We start from the raw sequence: 17412 nt of genomic DNA on the forward strand, positions 1-17412 counted from the left end.
CGTCATGGCCTGCATCAGATCTGCCCCAGGGTCTTGATCCGCGCCTTGGGGTGGATCTCGTTCTGCGACATCACCACGGTGGCCGGCCGGAACCGCTCGACGATCGAGCGGACGAAGGGACGGATCAGCGGGCTGGTCAACAGGACGGGGGTCTCGCCCATCATGGCGTGTCGCTCGAAGGTTTGGCGGACCGAAGTGATGAATTGCTGAAGCCGGCTCGGCGCCATCGTCAGTTGCCGGTCGTCGCCGTCGCCCACCAGCGATTCCGCGAACGCCTGCTCCCACTCGGGGGACAGGGTGACGAGCGGGATCACTCCCATCTCGTTGATGTTCGCGTCGCAGATCTGCCGCGCCAGGCGCGTGCGCACATGCTCGGTGATCTGCGTGATGCTGCGGGTTTGGCTTGCCGCCTCGGACACGCCCTCCAGAATGGTGGCAAGATCGCGTACCGAAACCCGTTCTGCAAGCAGGTTCTGCAACACCCGTTGCAATCCGCCCACAGTGATCTGCGCCGGCACCACATCGGCGATCAGCTTCTGGTGTTCCTTGTCCAGCTCGTCCAGCAGCTTCTGCGTCTCGGTGAAGGACAGCAGCTCCGGCATGTTGTCCTTGATCAGCTCGGTCAGGTGCGTGGTGATGACCGTGGACGGATCGACCACGGTGTAGCCCTTGAACAGCGCCTCCTCGCGGTAGCCCGGCTCGATCCAGATGGCCGGCAGGCCGAAGGTCGGCTCCACCGTCTGCTCGCCGGGCAGGCTCATCGCCTCGCCGCGCGGGTCCATGACCAGCAGCATGTTCGGGCGGATGTCGCCGCGCCCGGCTTCGATCTCCTTGACGCGGATGATGTAGGAATTGGGCGGAAGCTGGAGGTTGTCCTGGATGCGCACCGCCGGCATGACGAACCCGACCTCGCCGGCGATCTGGCGGCGCAGGCCCTTGATCTGGTCGGTCAGCCGGTGGCTGCCCGCCTGCGGCTGGTTGATCAGCGACAGCAGGCCGTAGCCCAGTTCCAGCCGGATCAGGTCGATGGCCAGCGCCGTGGCGATCGGCTCGTCGGCCACCGGGGCGGCTCCGCCGCCCGGCCCGCCCATGCCCGCGGCCTCCGCGGCGGCGGCCTCCGCCTCCTCCGCCTCCTTCTTCGCGCGGATCTTCGGCAGATACCAGGCGGCGGCGCCGACGATGGCGATCACCGGCAGGAAGGGCAGCACCGGCATGCCCGGCATCAAGGCCAGCAGGGTGATGGCGCCTGCCGACAGTCCGAGAGCGCTGATGTGGTTGGTGAGCTGCCCGACCACCGCCTTGTCGGTGGAGCCGCCGGTGCCGGCCTTCGACACCAGGAAACCGGCGGAGATGGAGATGACCAGCGCCGGGATCTGCGAGACAAGTCCGTCGCCGATGGTCAGCTTGGTGAAGGTGTCCAGCGCCTGCAGGATCGGCATGTCGTAGCGCAGGACCGCCAGCGACACGCCGCCGATGATGTTGATGAACATGATCATCAGGCCGGCGACGGCGTCGCCCTTCACGAACTTCGACGCACCGTCCATGGAGCCGAAGAAGGCGCTTTCGTCCTCCAGCTCCTTGCGCTTGGCGCGGGCGGTGGTCTCGTCGATCATGCCGGCGGACAGGTCGGCGTCGATGGCCATCTGCTTGCCGGGCATGGCGTCCAGGGTGAAGCGCGCCGCCACTTCGGCGATGCGGCCCGAACCGGCGGTGATGACCTTGAAGTTCACGATCGTCAGGATTGCGTAGACGATCACGCCGATGATGAAGTCGCCGCCCATGACGAAGCCGGCGAAGGCCTCGATGACATGGCCCGCTGCGGACGTCCCCTCATGCCCCTGGGTCAGGATCAGGCGGGTGGACGCCATGTTCAGCGACAGGCGCAGCAGCGTCGTGATCAGCAGGATCGTCGGGTAGGACGACAGCTCCAGCGGCTTTTCGATGAACAGCACCACCATCAGGATCAGGATCGAGATGGTGACGTTCAGCCCGAGCATCATGTCGAGCAGCATCGGCGGCAGCGGCAGGATCAGGCCGACGACGATCAGCATGATGCCGGCCGCCATGATGAGGTCGCCGCGCTTCAGCGCGCCCTTGGCGACGGCCACCATGTCGGTCAGCGCGGTCATGTTGCCGCCGCCTGCTCGCGCTCCGGGATTGTGTTCGGTCAGTGCCATGCCGCCGCTCCTCCGCCTTTCCTCCGATCAGCGGATCAGTAGGCCGCCCGTTCCTCGCTGCCCGGCGGCGGCACCGGCACCCCATCCTCGCTGTACTGCTTCAGCTTGTTGCGCAGCGTGCGGATGGAGATGCCCAGGATGTTCGCCGCGTGGGTGCGGTTGCCCAGGCAGTGCGACAGCGTGCCGATGATCAGGTCGCGCTCGACCTCCGCCACCGTGCGCCCGACGAGTCCCTGGACGGCGGGAGCGCCGGACGCCGCCCCCGCGTTGCCGTAGGCCGCGGCACCCGCGGCGTGGCCCTGCGGCGGCGCGTAGGAGGTCGGGTAGCCGGGAGCCGGCTGCCCATAGCCGCGCGGCGCCTGCGGCACCGTGCCGCCCGGCCCGGCGAAGGGGTTGGCGACTGGCGAGTTGGTCGGGATCGACGCTTGCGCCGATCCTTCCGGGGCGAGCAGCTGGCTGGTCAGCATGATCGCGTCGGGCCCGACCGTCTCCGACTTGGAGAGCAGGACGGCGCGGTGCATGGTGTTTTCCAGCTCGCGCACGTTGCCGCGCCAGTGATGGGCGCGCAGCATCAGCAACGCATCGTCCGACAGCCGCTTCTCGCCCAGCCCGTTGGCCTGCGCGTATTTCTTCAGGAAATGGTCGGCGATCATCGGGATGTCGGCCGGCCGTTCGCGCAGGGACGGAATGGCGACGCTGAAGACGTTCAGCCGGAAATAGAGATCCTCGCGGAAATTGCCGGCGCGGACCTCGTTCTCCAGGTTGCGGTTGGAGGTGGCGACCAGACGGACGTTGACCTTCACCGGCTGGGACGAGCCGATGCGGTCGATCTCCTTCTCCTGGATGGCGCGCAGCAGCTTGGCCTGGAGCCGCGGGTGCATCTCCGACAGCTCGTCGAGCAGCAGGGTGCCGCCGTTGGCCTCCTCGAAGCGGCCGAGCCGGCGGGCGACGGCGCCGGTGAAAGCGCCCTTCTCGTGGCCGAACAGCTCCGATTCCAGCAGGTTTTCCGGGATGGCCGCGCAGTTCACCGCAACGAAGGGCGCGTCGGAGCGCCGGCTCTTGCGGTGGATGTAGCGGGCCATCAGCTCCTTGCCGGTGCCGCTCTCGCCGGTGATGAGGACGGAGGCGTCGCTGGGCGCCACCTGGTCCGCCAGCCGCAGGGTCGCCAGCATGGCCGGGTCCTGGCAGACGATGGCGTGGCTTTCCTCCGCCACCGCTTCCAGCACGGCGGCGATCAGCTCCGCGTCGGGGGGCAGGGGGATGTATTCCTTGGCGCCGGCGCGGATCGCCTTCACCGCCGCCGCGGCGTCGGTGCCGATGCCGCAGGCCACCACGGGAATGGTGATCCGTTCCGCCTTCAGGCTTTCGATGAAGGTCGCGATGTCGAGTTTGACGTCGATCATCACGAGGTCGGCCCCCGCCGCCGCGCGCAGGGCGTTCAGGGCGCCCTCGATGCTGTCGGTGTGGGACACCTTCGCCCCGCGCTGCATGGCGATCTTGCCAGCGGCGGTGATGTACCCTTCCAACGTTCCAACGATCAGCAGACGCATCTTACGCTCCCCTCGGAGAACCCCGGTCGGAGTCCCGGTCGAAGTACTGAATCCGCTTTCCAGGCGGAAGAACGGCGTTCAGGAGCATCTCCAGACGCCGCGGATTTTCCTGACGCGCGATGGATACCGCGCCGATGGTGTAGAGAGTCTTGATGAGCGCGTCTTCCTCCGCGGTCCGCTCGACCTTCGCGGCCAGCGGGGCCAGCGCGACGTTGCCGAGCACCGCCCCGTAGAAGGTGGTCAGCAGGGCCAGCGCCATGGCCGGGCCGATGCTCGACGGGTCGTTCAGGCTGCCCAGCATCTGGACGAGGCCGACCAGCGTGCCGATCAGCCCCATGGCCGGCGCCACCTCCGACGCGCGGCGCAGCACGCCGGCGCTCTTGACCTTGCCGGCGCCCGACGCCTCGACCTCGCCGATCAGCATCCGCTCGATGTCGTCGGGCGGCAGGCCCTCGGCCACCAGCGTGACGGAGCGGTGCAGGAAGGACTCGTGCTTCAGCTCCGGCAGGACGTTGCGCAGCGTCTCCGGAGCGCGCCGCGCCGCCTCGGCCAGCAGCAGCACCTGCCGGGCCACGCCGCGCGGGTCGCTGGTCCGGTGGATCAGCACCGCCCCGGCGTCGCGCCAGGCGATGGCCACGTCGGACAGCGAAAAGGAGGCGGTGGTGACCGCCAGCGTGCCGCCCAGCACGATGATGAGCGAAGGCGGGTCGACGAAGGCGCGCAGACTGCCGCCCGACGCCATGGCGACGAAGATGACCACGGCGGCGGCGGCCAGACCGACCAGCGTCGCCATGTCCACCCCGCCGCGCGGGCGGGCCGAACGCCCACCCCGGCGGGACGATTCGGCGCTGTCTCGTGTGAGGCTCATCCGCGGTCCGACTTGATGATTTCGGTCATGGTGATGCCCAGCCGGTCCTCCACCACGACGACCTCGCCGCGGGCGACCAGACGGTTGTTCACGTAGATGTCGATGGCCTCGCCGACCTTGCGGTCCAGTTCCACCACCGCGCCGCGCCCGAGCTTGAGCAGCTGGCTGACCTGCATGGTCGATTTGCCGAGCACGGCGGAGATCTGGACGGGGATGTCGTAGACCGCTTCCAGGTCCTTGGCTGGACCCAGGCCGGTCTCATACTCCGCAATGTCGCTGCGGCCGCCGCCGTCCAACTCGTCGAGGGAGAAGCTGTCCTTGGCCATCGAAGTCTCCAGAAGCCCTTAGAACCTCAAAAAAAAATGCTACTTGCCGCCATCCGGTCCGCCGAGGTGTCAGCCCGGCGGCGCCTCCAGCAGGCCGGCCATCCGCCGTTCGATCTGGGCGAGCAGGCCGGCGGTGTCGCGCTCCACCCCGCCCTCGGCCCACTCGATCCGGCAGCTTCCCGGCGCCAGAGCGGAATCGCCCACCACCATCAGCTTCGCGCCGAAGCCGCGGGCGGCGATCACCTGATCCAGATGCTCGCGCACCGCGTCCACCGTGTCGTCGGCGACGCGGACGACCAGACGCGGCTCGTCGATCAGGTCGGTCAGGCAGGCGCGCACCAGCCCTTCCACCTCCATCAGCCCGCCGCGCCGCGCCAGCTCCGGCATCAGCTTGCGGACGATGGCCAGCGCGATGTGCACGGGCTGGTCGGCCCGTTGGGCGCTGGTGGCGTAATGCTCGTTCAGCAGGTGCTGCACGCCGTTGCCGATGGTTTCCAGCGCGTTGGCGGTCCGGGCCTGCACCGTGGCCTCGATCTCGGCGCGGGCCTTCTCGTAGCCGTCCTTGCGGCCGGCGTTGTTGCCGTCCAGGAAGCCCTTGCCGTAGCCCGTCGACTTGCCGGCGGTTTCGCCCTCCGCGAAGCCGGCGGCGCGGGCGGCGGCCAGATCGGCCTCGCCGAACACCGGCGGCGGCGGCTCGGGGGGCAGCTCCGGCTCCGGTTCGGGCTCCGGTTCCGGCAGGGGGATGTTGTCGAAATAGTCGTCGTCGGCCTGACGCTGCCGGCGCGGTGGTGCATCCACGTCGAAGGACTCGTCGAACAGGAACTTGCGGACCGAACTCATCGCGTCAGCTCTCCTGATACAGCCAGTTGCGCAGGATCGACACCGCTTCCTCCGGATGCTTTTCCACGATCTCGCCCACCTTGCGCAGCGAGGAGGCGCGGACGCGGCCTTCGACGCGGTTGATGTCGATCATCTGCTCCAGCTCCTCGTCGGCCTGGGCGGCTTCCAGGGCCAGATCCTGGGCCAGCGCGCCGGTCGGCGCGGCCAGCGCGGCGGGCATGCCGCTCTGGTCGGCCAGCAGGCGGTCCATGTCGTCCTCCTCCTGCTGGTCGGCCTTCTCGAAGGCGCGGGTGATCAGCGGGCGGATGACCAGCAGGATGATCAGCACGGCGACGATGCCCAGCACGACCATCTCCGCGATGCGGAACAGGTCGTCCTTGGTCATGCCGAGGAACAGCTCCTCCGGCTTCTGGACGTCGTCTTCCGGCGACCAGAAGCGCATGTTGATGACTTCCAGCGTGTCGCCGCGCACGGCGTCGAGGCCGACGGCGGAGCGGACGAGCGCCTTGATGCTCTCCAGCTCCTGCTCCGGCCGCGGCTGGTAGGCCGCCGGGTTGCCGTCCTTGGGCAGGCTGTAGGTGCCGTCGACCAGCACGGCGACCGACAGGCGGCGGACCTGCCCGGATTCGCGGACGTGGTTCTTGGTGGTCCGGCTGATCTCGTAGTTGATCGTCTCTTCGCTGCGGTTCTGCTTGTTCTGCGAGATCGGCCCGGCGCTGTTGCCCGACTGCGCGGTCGGCAGGTTCTGGTCCACGGTGACCGGCGACAGCGGGTCGCGGTCTTGGCTCTCGTTCGCCTCCGTCACCGTCTGGGTGGAGCGGACGACCTGGCTTTCCGGATCGAAGATTTCCGACTGGGTGGTGATGCGGTCGAAGTCGAGATCGGCCGACACCTCCGCCCGCACCTTGCCGTAGCCGACGGTGCGGCCCAGCAGATCCTCGATGATGCGGGCGATGCGGCTCTCGTAGGCGACCTTCTTCTCCTCCGCCGAGGCCAGCATGGCGTCCGCGCTGTCGTTGCCGGAGCCGCGGGCCAGCAGGGTGCCCTTGTCGTCGACGATGGAGATGCGGCTGGGGTCGAGGTTCGGCACGGAGGCGGCGATCAGGTGCTGGATCGCCTGGATGTTCTCGCGCGACAGCTGGGCGCCGGGGCGCAACTTTATGAAGATGCTGGCCGTCGCCGGGTTCTGCTGGCGCGCGAACAGCTCGCGTTTGGGCAGCACCAGATGGACGCGGGCGCTCTGCACCCCGTTCAGCGTCTGCACCGTGCGCGCCATCTCGCCTTCCAGGGCGCGCAGGTGGTTGATGTTCTGCATGAAGCTGGTGGCGCCGAAGCCTTCGCCCTTGTCGAACAGCTCGTAACCGATGGAGCCACCCGACGGCAGGCCGGCGGCGGCCATCCGCATGCGGGTCGGCCCCACCTGCTCGGCGGCGACCATGATCTTCGTGCCGGTCTTGTCGACCGTGAAGGGGACCTTCGCCTCCTCCAGCTTCTTGGCGATGGCCGCGGCTTCGGTGGGCTGGAGTTCGGCGTAGAGAAGCTCCATCTCCGGGGTGGAGAGGCGGGTCATCAAATAAACGAAGAATCCGATCAGGAGCAGGCCGACGCCACCGATGGCGGCCAGGCGCGCGGGACCCAGGTTGCGCAAGGTCTGCAGAAGATTGTTCACGCGCTAGTCCCCGATCGGATGCCCCGGTGGATCTCCGGGAAGTTCTTGATTTCGCAGACGCAAAAAAGGAATTTGCAAAAACCGCGCCGGTCCTCGTCTTCAGCGCGCATGCTGGGCTGTCTTGATGAAGAGAGCGTTAATTCGTGGGCAGAAATTGCCCAGTGCCCGGCAAAATGTGCCTATCGATGCGCGCCGGCAACGCTCTTCTGCCCACCTGTGAGCGAGGGTTCGGGCGCCGATTCACCAAAAAAGAGTGTTCGGCAGATTGTTTCCGTTCTAAGCAAATTAAAATTACTCCGAAAGAAGGAATAATGCGTGCGTGAGTAACCATTCTCTTTCTGTGGTTTGTTGGGACGTAGGTAGTAAATGCCGCAACGGTGGTTGACTTTACACCGCCGACGTCATAGCTGAGTTGCAATGGTCGCTTGTCCGATACCAAAAAGATCGTGGCACAAGCGCGTCGGAATCTTTCCAACGCAGAACCGAATGTTGCTTCGCGTGACATGGGGCTTTGCCACTTTTCCTGATGGGGGAATGTTGTGAAAAAACGTGGACGTGAGAAGAAGGAAGGCCTCAACGAGGTCGATGTGTTTGTTGGGCAGCGCCTGCGCGAACTGCGCATGCTCGCCGGTCTGAGCCAGAGCGATGTCGCGGCGGCTTTGGGGCTGACGTTCCAGCAGCTTCAGAAGTACGAGCGCGGCTTCAACCGAGTCTCGGCCAGCCGGCTGTTCAAGCTGGCCCAGTTCTTCCGGGTGCCGGTCTCCGTCTTCTTCGAGGGGCTGGAGGAGCGCCACGCCGCCCAGGAGGCGGGGGTCGCCAGCCCGCAGGCGGAGGAATCGGAGGGCACCCTGCGGTCCCGCGAGGCGCTGATGCTCGCCCGTTATTTCCAGAACATCCGCGACCCGCAGATCCGCGGAGCGATCCGGGAACTGGCCGAACGCTGCGCCGACCAGACCGACGGAGCCGGCGGTCAGGCGCTCGACGAGGATGCGGAGGTGGTCGACCCGACCGCCGTTCGTGGACGCCGCGGGCGCAACGCCGGCCACAGCGTCGGGCAGGCGTGAGGAGCGGGTGGCGTAGCCGTGGGGGCCCGGCCCCGTACGGTTCACCCGCCCGGTTTTGTGGGTAGGCCCGGCCCCGGCTTCACCGCTGGGCCGCGTCGGTTCGCGCCGCCCTGCCGCCTCGGCCCCCCGTGAGGCGATCGGGCGTGCGCGCTGTTGATTCGATTGGGTTTGTGTCGACCGTTGATGACGGACCCAACACGGGCGGGCAGGGCTTTTGTTGACGCTCGCCGCGTCCGGCTGGCCCCGCCACCTCCCCGGTGCCCGTCGCATGCTCCGGAAGCAGGAAGCCGCGCAAGCGCCTCGGCTGGGAAAACCCCGCCGAGGCGCTGGACGAACGGCTGCAATCCGTCGATAAGGCAAGCCGGAACAAGGCTGTTGCGACGACCGCCGGACTCCGCCCGTTCGATCCGCGATCCGAGACGGGCGGCGCCTTCCCGATCCGTCCGGTCACCGATCAGCCACCACGGAACTCACCCAACCACACCGACGGTGTTCGATGCAAAATTCCGGAGAACCGAAGACAGGCTTCCTTGGTCGGCGGGAACTCGACCTCCCGGTCACGATCTTCGAGGTGATGTCCCGCCTGTCGGACGAGCACAAGGCGATCAACCTTGGCCAGGGCTTTCCCGATGAGCGCGGTCCCGCCGACGTGCTGGACGTGGCGGCCAAGGCCATCCTCGAAGGGTGGAACCAATACCCGCCGATGATGGGCACGCCGGACCTGCGGCAGGCGCTGGCCGCCCACGGCCGGCGGTTCTACGGGCTGGACATCGATTGGAAGACCGAGGTGCTGGTGACCTCCGGCGCCACCGAGGCGCTCACCGCCAGCCTGCTCGGCCTCATCGAACCGGGCGACGAGGTGGTGCTGTTCCAGCCCATGTACGACAGCTACCTGCCGATCGTCCGGCTGGCCGGCGGCGTGCCGCGCTTCGTCAGCCTGAAGGCCCCGGACTGGAGCTTCACGCGGGCGGATCTGGAGGCGGCCTTCTCGCCCAAGACCAAGCTCGTCCTCATCAACGACCCGCTGAACCCCGCCGCCAAGGTCTTCACCCGCGCTGAGCTGGAGCTGCTGGCGGAGTTCGTCCAGCGCTTCGACGCCTTCGCCGTCTGCGACGAGGTGTACGAGCACATCGTCTTCGACGGGCGGCAGCACATTCCGCTGATGACGCTGCCCGGCATGCGCGACCGCTGCCTGAAGATCGGTTCCGCCGGCAAAACCTTCTCGCTGACCGGCTGGAAGGTCGGCTACGTCACCGGCGCGCCGCACCTGCTCCAGCCCGTCGCCAAGGCGCACCAGTACATCACCTTCACCACGCCGCCCAACCTTCAGACGGCGGTCGCCTATGGGCTGGGCAAGGACGACGCCTATTTCGCCGGGTTGGCCGGCGGGCTCCAGGCCAAGCGCGACCGGCTGGCCGACGGGCTGCGCGCCGTGGGGTTCGAGGTGCTGCCGTCCGCCGGCACCTATTTCGTGGTCGCCGACGTGTCGCCCTTCGGGTTCGACGGGAACGACGAGGCCTTCTGCCGCCGTCTGACCGCCGAGGCCGGGGTGACGGCCATCCCCGTCGGTGCCTTCTTCGTCCAGGACGCGCCGCGAAGCTTCGTACGCTTCTGCTTCTCCAAGAGGGACGAAATCCTCGATGGCGCGGTTGAACGGTTGAGGGCGCACTTCTCGCGGAAATGACATGAAGGCCTCCGCCGTCAACGCAGGATGGAGGGGCTTGCCGGAGACTTCGGTGGCGTGATACCCCTAGTCCTCTAGGGTCGATACCGGGCCGGAACGGATCATCGTCCGGATCCGCCCCGGTGGACCGCCTGTGGAAAGACCGGGATGCGTCTGCCGATCTCGTTCCGCTGGTGCGTGTTCGCCATTGCCGCCGTTGCGATCACGGTGGTCTGGGGGGCCTACGCGCAGGTGACGCGCGAGTTGCTGGACGGCCAGACGCGGGAAGCGGTGGCGAAGGCCGAGGTCATGGTCCGGGCCTTCGCCAAGAGCACCCACCGCGCGGTCCACGAGGTGGACATCACGCTGCGCTCCCTGGCGCTGGAATTCGGGGAGAACGGCCTGCCCGGCATCCGCAACTTCCTCGACCAGACGCTCTACGATCCGACGCTGATCCATCACTTCACCGTGCTCGACGCCGACGGGACCGTGCTGTTGCGCAGCGAAGGGCCGGGCGGGCGGATGAACGAGCGGGACGAGACGGCTTTCGCCTTTCACCAGGGCACCGGCCGCGACCTGATGCACATCGGAACGCCTTTTCCCGGAACGACCGGCGGCGGCCCCCTGCTGCGCCTCAGCCGGCGGTTGACCGACGGGGATGGCGGCTTCGCAGGCATCGTGATCGCCAACATCGACCCCGACATCCTGGCGGAGTTCTACCAGCAGGCGAATTTGGGGCCGCAGGGGGCGGTGACCCTGATCGGGATGGACAAGATGATCCGTGCCCGCGGCGCCTCGCGGGGCGTCGAGGCGGTCGGCTTCGCCATCCCCCACTCCCGCCTGTGGGAGGCGTTGGGCCGGTCGCTCGCCGGCGTCTATTGGCAGGAGTCGCAGACCGACGGCGTCCTGCGCGCCTTCGCCTACCGTATGGTGGAGAGCTATCCGTTGGTCGCGACGGTGGGCGTCGCGCGGGAAGACATCGAGGCGGGAGTGGCCGACCTGCGCAACACGCTGTTCCTGCTGGCGGCGATCCTGACCGTGTCCATCCTGCTGGTGATGCTGTTCCTTCTGGTGCAGCACCGCACCGCGGAGCGGTTGCGCGCCGCGCTGGCGCTGAACCGCAATTTCCTCGCCCGCGTCAGCCATGAACTGCGCACCCCGCTGAACGCCATCCTCGGCTTCTCGGAGATCATCCGCGATCAGATGCTGGGTCCGCAGTCCGGGGGACGCTACGCCGACTACGCCCGCGACATTCACGAATCGGGGCGGCATCTGCTGGGGCTGATCAACGACATCATGGATCTGTCGCGGCTCCAGGCGGGGACGCTGCCCCTGCATCCGGAGAATCTCGACGTCGCTCCGGTCGTCGAGTGGGCGTTCCGCATGGTGGCGCCGCAGGCCGACGCCAAGAGCATCCGGCTGGACATGAACGTCGAGCCGGGCCATCACGGCGTCACGGCGGACGAGCGCGCCCTAAGGCAGATGCTCCTGAATCTGCTGGCCAACGCCATCACCTTCACGCCGGACGGCGGGCGCATCCTGGTAACGGTCGGCGGCGGAGCGGACGGCGGGTGCCGCGTCCGGGTGACGGACAACGGCATCGGCATGACGCCGGAACAACTGCATCAGGCGGCGGAGCCCTTCGGGCAACCCGCGGTGCATGTGGCGCTGCCGGGGCAGGGCAGCGGGTTGGGTCTGTCCATCGTCAAGTCGCTGATGGAGGCCCATGGCGGGCGCCTGCGCATCGACAGCCGCCCCGGCGAGGGCAGCCAGTTCACGCTGGAATTCGCCGGCTGATCCCCGCTCCATCCCAAGCCTGATCCACATCCCATCCACCCTGCGGGATTTTCCGGGCGGCGCCGCAAAGCCGTGGCGAAACCAGGGGCGCTTCGGCATACTCCGCGCCGGTTTGCCGATAGCGGTGCTTTCGCAGGCCCGACGTTTTCGCATAGGCCCGCGCGCGCCGCGCCGGGCGGCTGGTCCAGGGAAGATCGAATGTTGCGTGCAGTGGCGCGTGTCTGTGCCGTCCTCGTCGCGTCCTCAACCCCCGTCATCGCCGCCGACGCGCCGCCCGAGCCGGTGCCTTTCGGCGTCTCCTCCGCCGAGGTGGTGGCGGAGCGCGACGTGCCGCAGGCCTGCTTCACCTTCACCGACCGGCTGGAGAAGTCGCGCGCGGTGAACTACCGCGATTATGTGGAGGTGGCGCCCGCCGGTGGCGGGGCGGCCTTCGACGGGACCGCCGTCGCCCGCGACCGCACGCTCTGCGTCGAGGGGCTGAAGCACGGGCAGAGCTACCGCATCACCCTGCGCGACGGGCTGCCGGGCAGCGACGGGAAGCGCCTGCCCAACCCGGACGCGCGCGACATTGAGGTGCCGAACCGCAAGCCGGCGCTGGCCTTCCGCGGCGCCGGCTACATCCTGCCGCGCATCGGCGCCGACGGTCTGCCGCTGCGCTCCATCAACCTCGACCGGGCGAAGCTCCAGGTGCTGCGGATCAACGACCGCAGTCTGGTGGAGAAGATCTATTTCGGCCGCATCGGCCAGCAGATGTCCGACCACGAGGTGGGTGAGATCCTCGACCGCTCCGGTCAGGAGGTGTGGCGCGGGGAAATGGCGATCAGCAACAGCCGCAACCAGGCGGTGTTGACGCCCTTTCCGATCGACGCCGTCCTGGGCCGGTTGGAGCCCGGCGTCTACATCGCCGTGGCCAGCACCGAGGACATCAAGCCCGGCGGCTGGGACCACAAGGCGACCCAATGGTTCGTCGTCTCCGATCTCGGCCTGAACGCCATCACCGGAGAGGACGCGCTGGTCGTCTTCGCCCGCTCCGTGAAGGGCGCGACCCCGGAGGCCGGCGTCGAGCTGCGCCTGCTCGCCCGCAACAACGAGGAACTGGGCAAGGCGCTGACCGGTGCCGACGGGCTGGCGCGATTCGACCTCACCGCCCTGCGCGCCGCCGGTCGGGAACCGGTGCAGGCGCTGTTCGCCTACCGCGGGGCGGGGGATTTCGGCTTCCTCGACCTCGTGACGCCGACGCTGGCCAACGCGCCTCCGGCGGCCGGGTCGCCCAACGCGGCGCCCGGCGGCGTCGCGGTGGCGGTCCCGGCGCGCCCGGTCCCCGGCCAGCCCGACGCCTTTCTCTACACCGAGCGCGGCATCTACCGCCCCGGCGAGACGGTGCATCTGGCGGCGCTGCTGCGCGACGCCGACGCCAAGCCGGTCACCGGCCGTCCCGTCACGCTGAAGATCCAGCGTCCGGACGGCTTCGAGGTGGACCGCCGCCCGCTTGCCGAATCCGGCGGCGGCAGCTTCGCCGCCCGCGTCGAGATCCCGGCCAACGCCATGACCGGCACCTGGGCCGTCACCGCCCATGGCGAGCCGGAGGCCGGGAGCCAGCCGAACACCATGGGTCCGGTGCTGGGCCGCGCCGAGTTCCTGGTCGAGGACTTCGTGCCGCCGCGGCTCGAGGTCGCCCTGGCCGCCGAGGCGGCGGAGCTTCCGGCGGACGGCAAGACGACCCTGACCATCGACGGGCATTTCCTCTACGGCGCCCCGGCGGCGGGCCTGCCGGGCGAACTGGCGGTTACGCTGCGCGCCGCGGCGAACCCCTACCCGAACCTGCCCGGCTACCGCTTCGGCCTCGCCCAGGAGGAGGTCAAGCCGCTGCGCAGCGACCTGCCGGGCTTCACCACCAACCGCAACGGGCAGGCCAAGGCCGACCTCGCGCTGCCCAAGGCGCCGGAGAGCACCAAGCCGCTGGAGGCGGTGGTCCGCGCCACCTTGCTCGACATCGGGGGCCGTTCGGTCAGCCGCGATCTGGTCCTGCCGGTGCGCCACCAGCCCTTCGCCGTCGGCATCCGCCCGCGCTTCGAGGGCGACGGCGTGCCGGAAGGCGCCACCGCCGGATTCGACGTGGTGGCGGTCGGGCCGGACGGCCAGCCGATGGACAAGGAGGACCTCTCCTACGAGCTGTTCGAGGAGGAGTACGACTACGCGTGGTTCGAGGCGAACGGGCGCTGGGACTACAAGGTGACGGTGCGCGACCAGCGGGTGACCGGCGGCACGCTCGCCGCCCAGGCGGCCAAGCCGGCTTCCGTGGAGGCTCCGGTGACCGCCGGGCGCTACCGGCTGGAGGTGTTCGACCCCAAGACCGGCGTGGCGAGCAGCCTGCGCTTCGCCGCCGGTTGGTGGATGACCCCGACCGCCGGCGAGCGTCCCGATCAGGTGGACGTGACCGTCATGCTGCCCGCCTACAAGGGCGGCGAGACCGCCTGGGTCTATGTCAAGCCGCCCTACGACAGCGAGGTGCTGATCACCGTCGCCGATCGCAAGATCCGCCACGCCTCCACCCGCCGCATCGGGCCGGAGGGGGCCTTCCTGGAGATTCCCGTCGATCCGACCTGGACCGGCGGCGTCTATGTGCTGGCGACCGCCTTCGGCGCGCCGGACGCCGCGGGCGGCCTGTCGAAGGGCGTGGCGCGCCGCGCCGTCGGCCTGTCCTGGCTGGCGGTGGACGGGAACGAGCGGGCGCTGGACGTGCGCGTCGCCGCCCCGGCGCAGACCGAGCCCCGCCGCTCCGTCACCGCCGAGGTGGTTGTGGAGGGCGTGCCGGAGGGCCAGCCCGCCTACGTGACGGTCGCCGCGGTGGATGATGCCGTGCTCCAGCTCACCGACCAGCATTCGCCGAATCCCATCGACCATTATCTCGGCAAGCGCCGCCTCGGCGTGGAGCTGCGCGATTCCTTCGGGCGGCTGATCGATCCGGCGGTCCTCGACGCCACCCGCCCGCGCCCCGGCGCCGCTCCGCGGCTGCGTCAGGTCGGCGTCACCGTTCCGCAGAAGTCGGAGCGCGTCGTCTCCCTGTTCTCCGGCGTGCTGACCGTGGGGCCGGAGGGCAAGGTGGCGGTGCCGCTGGACGTTCCCGACTTCCAGGGCCGGCTGCGCCTGATGGCCGTGGCGTGGAGCGGGGACAAGCTGGGCCGTTCCGAATCCTCCATGCTGGTCGCTGATCCGGTGCTGGCCGACCTGGGCCTGCCGCGCTTCCTGGCGCCGGGGGACCGGGCGGTGGTCCCGGTGACGCTCGACAACGTCGGCGGGCCGGCGGGCGCCTACAGCATTTCCCTGATCGCCAGCGGCGCCGTGTCGCTCGGCGAGGGGACCATCGCCGTGCCCGAGCTGGGCAAGGGCAAGCGGGCCACCGCCGGGCGGGTCCTGACCGCCAACGGCGTCGGCACGGGCCACATCGCGCTGGACGTGACCGGGCCGGACGGCCTGCGTATCACGCGCCAGTGGGAAATCCCGGTGCGCCCGGCCGCGCCGCTGGTCACCCGCCGCACCGCCTCCATGCTGGCCCCGGAGCGCAACGTCGAACTGCCCGCCGACCTGCTGAACGGCCTGCGGCCGGAGACTGCGACGGCGGCGCTGTCGCTCGGCAACCTGCCCGAGCTCGACATTCCCGGCCTGCTGACCGCGCTGGAGCGCGGCGGCCCCGGCGGGCTGGAGATGACGGCCAGCCGCGCGCTGCCGCTGCTGTCGCTGGGCGACGTGGCCGTCGCGCTGGGCGTCGCCTCGGACGAGCGGGTGAAGGCGCGGGTGCAGCGGTCGGTGGACCGCGTGCTGACCTTCCAGCGGATGGACGGCGCCTTCGCCGCCTGGTCGCCGAAGGGGGAGGCCGATTCCTGGCTGACCGCCTATGCGCTGGATTTCCTGGGCCGCGCCAAGGCCGCCGGCTACCGCGTGCCGGAAGGTCCCTACCGCAAGGGGCTGGACGGGCTGCGCGGCGCGCTCGACAACGCCTGGGTGGAGGCCGACGAGCAGCCGGCCCGCGCCTACGCGCTCTATGTGCTGGCCCGCGCCAAGATGGTCGATGCCGGTGCGGTCCGCTACTTCCAGGAAACCTTCTGGGACAAGCTGCAGACCGACTTCGCCCGCGCCCAGGTCGCCACGGCCATCGCCGCGCTGGGTGACAAGGACCGCGCGGCGGAGGCCTTCGGGCGGTTGTCCGGTGCCCGCGTCGTGTCGGCCAGCCTGCGCGACTACGGCTCGTCCCTGCGCGACGAGGCCGGCGTGGTGGCGCTGATGGGCGAGAGCGGCGTGGTCGAGCGGGATCGTCTGACCCAGGCGACCGAACGCCTGTCCAAGACCTACGCCGCTGTCCGCACCACCGGCGTGCAGGAGCAGGCGTGGCTTCTCCAGGCCGCCAAGGCGCTGATCGACCGGGCGCCGTCGATGAAGATCGCCCAGAAGGACGCGCAGGGGGCCGATCAGGTCGCCGAGGGCGTCAAGCCGTTGTTCCAGCGCATCGACCCGGCGGCCCCGCCGGCCATCCGCAACGCCGGGGGCGAGCCGCTGCGCCAGATCTTGTCGGTGTCCGGCATTGCCGACGCGGTGCCGGGGGCGGAGGAGCAGGGCATGACCATCACCCGCAGCCTGTTCGACATGACCGGCCGCCCCGCCGATCCGGGCGCCGTCCGTCCCAATGACCGGCTGGTGGTGATTTTGGAGGGCAGCGCCTCCGATCCGGTGGACCGGCAGGTTCTGGTGTCCGATCCGCTGCCCGCCGGCTTCGAGATTGAGGCCGCCCGCTTCGCCGGGGGCGGGGCGCCGCTGGGCGACCTGTCCTGGCTGGGCGAGCTGACCGCGCCGCGCGCCGTCGATTACCGCGACGACCGCTTCGTCGCTGCGCTCGACATGACCAAGCAGGCACCGCGTTTCCGGTTGGTCTATCTGGTGCGCGCGGTGACGCCCGGCGACTACGCCCAGCCCGGCGCCGCGGTGGAAGACCTCTACCGCCCGCACCAGTCGGCCCGCACCGCCGCGTCGCGCCTGCGCGTCCTGCCGGAGTAAGGAAGCCGAACGGAAAAGCCCCATCGTCCGCCGCGCGCGGGTGGTGGGGCTTTTGCTTTTTCAAGGCTGACTTTTCCGGCCCCGCCGGTCTCAGATGATCGTCTTGTGCTCGTCGTCGCGCTGCCGGGTGACGAGCATCAGGACGGCCACCACGACCGCGAAGAAGGCGGTCAGCGCCACGTAGAACAGCAACGCGACCCCGACCGTCAGGGTGCCGATCAGCACCATGGCGAGTATCCAGACGCCCAGCGATACGATGGCGCGCGACGACATCGGCTGTCCCAACCCTGCTTGCCGTAACTCCGGTTTGTCCTGCCCTGTAACCGCCCGTTGCGCCCGGCCATTCCTGGCCCGGGTTCGTCGACGGTTTTTTTGTTGAATGACCTGAGCCTGCCATAGCTGGGCAGGC

The 17412-nt window shown here is 69.1% G+C and carries 11 protein-coding genes; 4 read left to right on the forward strand and 7 right to left on the reverse strand.

The features are described 5' to 3' along the window. Positions 1–14: 14 nt before the first annotated feature. From flhA to fliF, 6 genes are all read right to left on the reverse strand, one after another. Positions 15–2177 carry a flagellar biosynthesis protein FlhA gene (flhA, locus tag DS837_RS13215; protein ID WP_149165176.1) on the reverse strand — a complete coding sequence of 721 codons (2163 nt, stop codon included), beginning with the start codon at positions 2175–2177 and terminating at the stop codon, positions 15–17. A gap of 35 nt (positions 2178–2212) precedes the next feature. Beyond that, positions 2213–3727: a sigma-54-dependent transcriptional regulator gene (locus DS837_RS13220; protein ID WP_149165177.1), complete on the reverse strand. Its 1515-nt coding sequence runs from the start codon at positions 3725–3727 to the stop codon at positions 2213–2215. Position 3728: 1 nt separating this feature from the next. Next, a complete protein-coding gene (locus DS837_RS13225; protein ID WP_149165178.1) occupies positions 3729–4595 on the reverse strand; it encodes a motility protein A in 867 nt (288 codons plus the stop codon). Further along, positions 4592–4921, reverse strand: a complete 330-nt coding sequence (gene fliN, locus DS837_RS13230; RefSeq protein WP_014198330.1) for a flagellar motor switch protein FliN — start codon at positions 4919–4921, stop codon at positions 4592–4594. Before fliN ends, DS837_RS13225 begins: the two co-directional genes overlap by 4 nt. 69 nt (positions 4922–4990) lie before the next feature. After that, a complete protein-coding gene (locus DS837_RS13235; protein WP_149165179.1) occupies positions 4991–5761 on the reverse strand; it encodes a FliH/SctL family protein in 771 nt (256 codons plus the stop codon). A 4-nt stretch (positions 5762–5765) separates the two neighbouring features. Beyond that, on the reverse strand, positions 5766–7430 hold the full coding sequence (gene fliF, locus DS837_RS13240; protein WP_149165180.1) for a flagellar basal-body MS-ring/collar protein FliF: 1665 nt from the start codon (positions 7428–7430) through the stop codon (positions 5766–5768). Positions 7431–7969: 539 nt separating this feature from the next. On the opposite strand from fliF, the gene DS837_RS13245 reads away from it, so the two are divergent. From DS837_RS13245 to DS837_RS13260, 4 genes are all read left to right on the forward strand, one after another. Continuing rightward, positions 7970–8494: a helix-turn-helix domain-containing protein gene (locus tag DS837_RS13245; protein ID WP_149165181.1), complete on the forward strand. Its 525-nt coding sequence runs from the start codon at positions 7970–7972 to the stop codon at positions 8492–8494. 496 nt (positions 8495–8990) lie between these two features. Then, positions 8991–10178, forward strand: coding sequence for an aminotransferase (locus DS837_RS13250; RefSeq protein ID WP_149165182.1), 1188 nt, complete (start codon positions 8991–8993; stop codon positions 10176–10178). Between the two features lie 147 nt (positions 10179–10325). Then, positions 10326–11954 (forward strand): sensor histidine kinase, encoded by a 1629-nt coding sequence (locus DS837_RS13255; protein ID WP_149165183.1) that lies wholly within the window; start codon positions 10326–10328, stop codon positions 11952–11954. Between the two features lie 198 nt (positions 11955–12152). Continuing rightward, on the forward strand, positions 12153–17003 hold the full coding sequence (locus DS837_RS13260; RefSeq protein WP_149165184.1) for an alpha-2-macroglobulin family protein: 4851 nt from the start codon (positions 12153–12155) through the stop codon (positions 17001–17003). Positions 17004–17093: 90 nt separating this feature from the next. Here DS837_RS13260 and DS837_RS13265 read toward each other — a convergent pair whose 3' ends face one another. Continuing rightward, the gene (locus tag DS837_RS13265; protein WP_149165185.1) at positions 17094–17276 is read right to left on the reverse strand and encodes a hypothetical protein; all 183 of its coding nucleotides are present in this window, start codon (positions 17274–17276) and stop codon (positions 17094–17096) included. Positions 17277–17412 lie beyond the last annotated feature (136 nt).

The sequence above is a fragment of the Azospirillum brasilense genome (genome assembly GCF_008365405.1).
GTDB classification, from domain to species: domain Bacteria; phylum Pseudomonadota; class Alphaproteobacteria; order Azospirillales; family Azospirillaceae; genus Azospirillum; species Azospirillum brasilense_D.

Coding starts and splice junctions, on each gene's coding strand:
- flhA (WP_149165176.1), bottom strand. CDS start 2,177: ATGGCACTGACCGAACACAATCCCGGAGCGCGAGCAGGCGGCGGCAAC.
- DS837_RS13260 (WP_149165184.1), top strand. CDS start 12,153: ATGTTGCGTGCAGTGGCGCGTGTCTGTGCCGTCCTCGTCGCGTCCTCA.
- DS837_RS13255 (WP_149165183.1), top strand. CDS start 10,326: ATGCGTCTGCCGATCTCGTTCCGCTGGTGCGTGTTCGCCATTGCCGCC.
- DS837_RS13250 (WP_149165182.1), top strand. CDS start 8,991: ATGCAAAATTCCGGAGAACCGAAGACAGGCTTCCTTGGTCGGCGGGAA.
- fliN (WP_014198330.1), bottom strand. CDS start 4,921: ATGGCCAAGGACAGCTTCTCCCTCGACGAGTTGGACGGCGGCGGCCGC.
- DS837_RS13235 (WP_149165179.1), bottom strand. CDS start 5,761: ATGAGTTCGGTCCGCAAGTTCCTGTTCGACGAGTCCTTCGACGTGGAT.
- DS837_RS13225 (WP_149165178.1), bottom strand. CDS start 4,595: ATGAGCCTCACACGAGACAGCGCCGAATCGTCCCGCCGGGGTGGGCGT.
- DS837_RS13265 (WP_149165185.1), bottom strand. CDS start 17,276: ATGTCGTCGCGCGCCATCGTATCGCTGGGCGTCTGGATACTCGCCATG.
- DS837_RS13220 (WP_149165177.1), bottom strand. CDS start 3,727: ATGCGTCTGCTGATCGTTGGAACGTTGGAAGGGTACATCACCGCCGCT.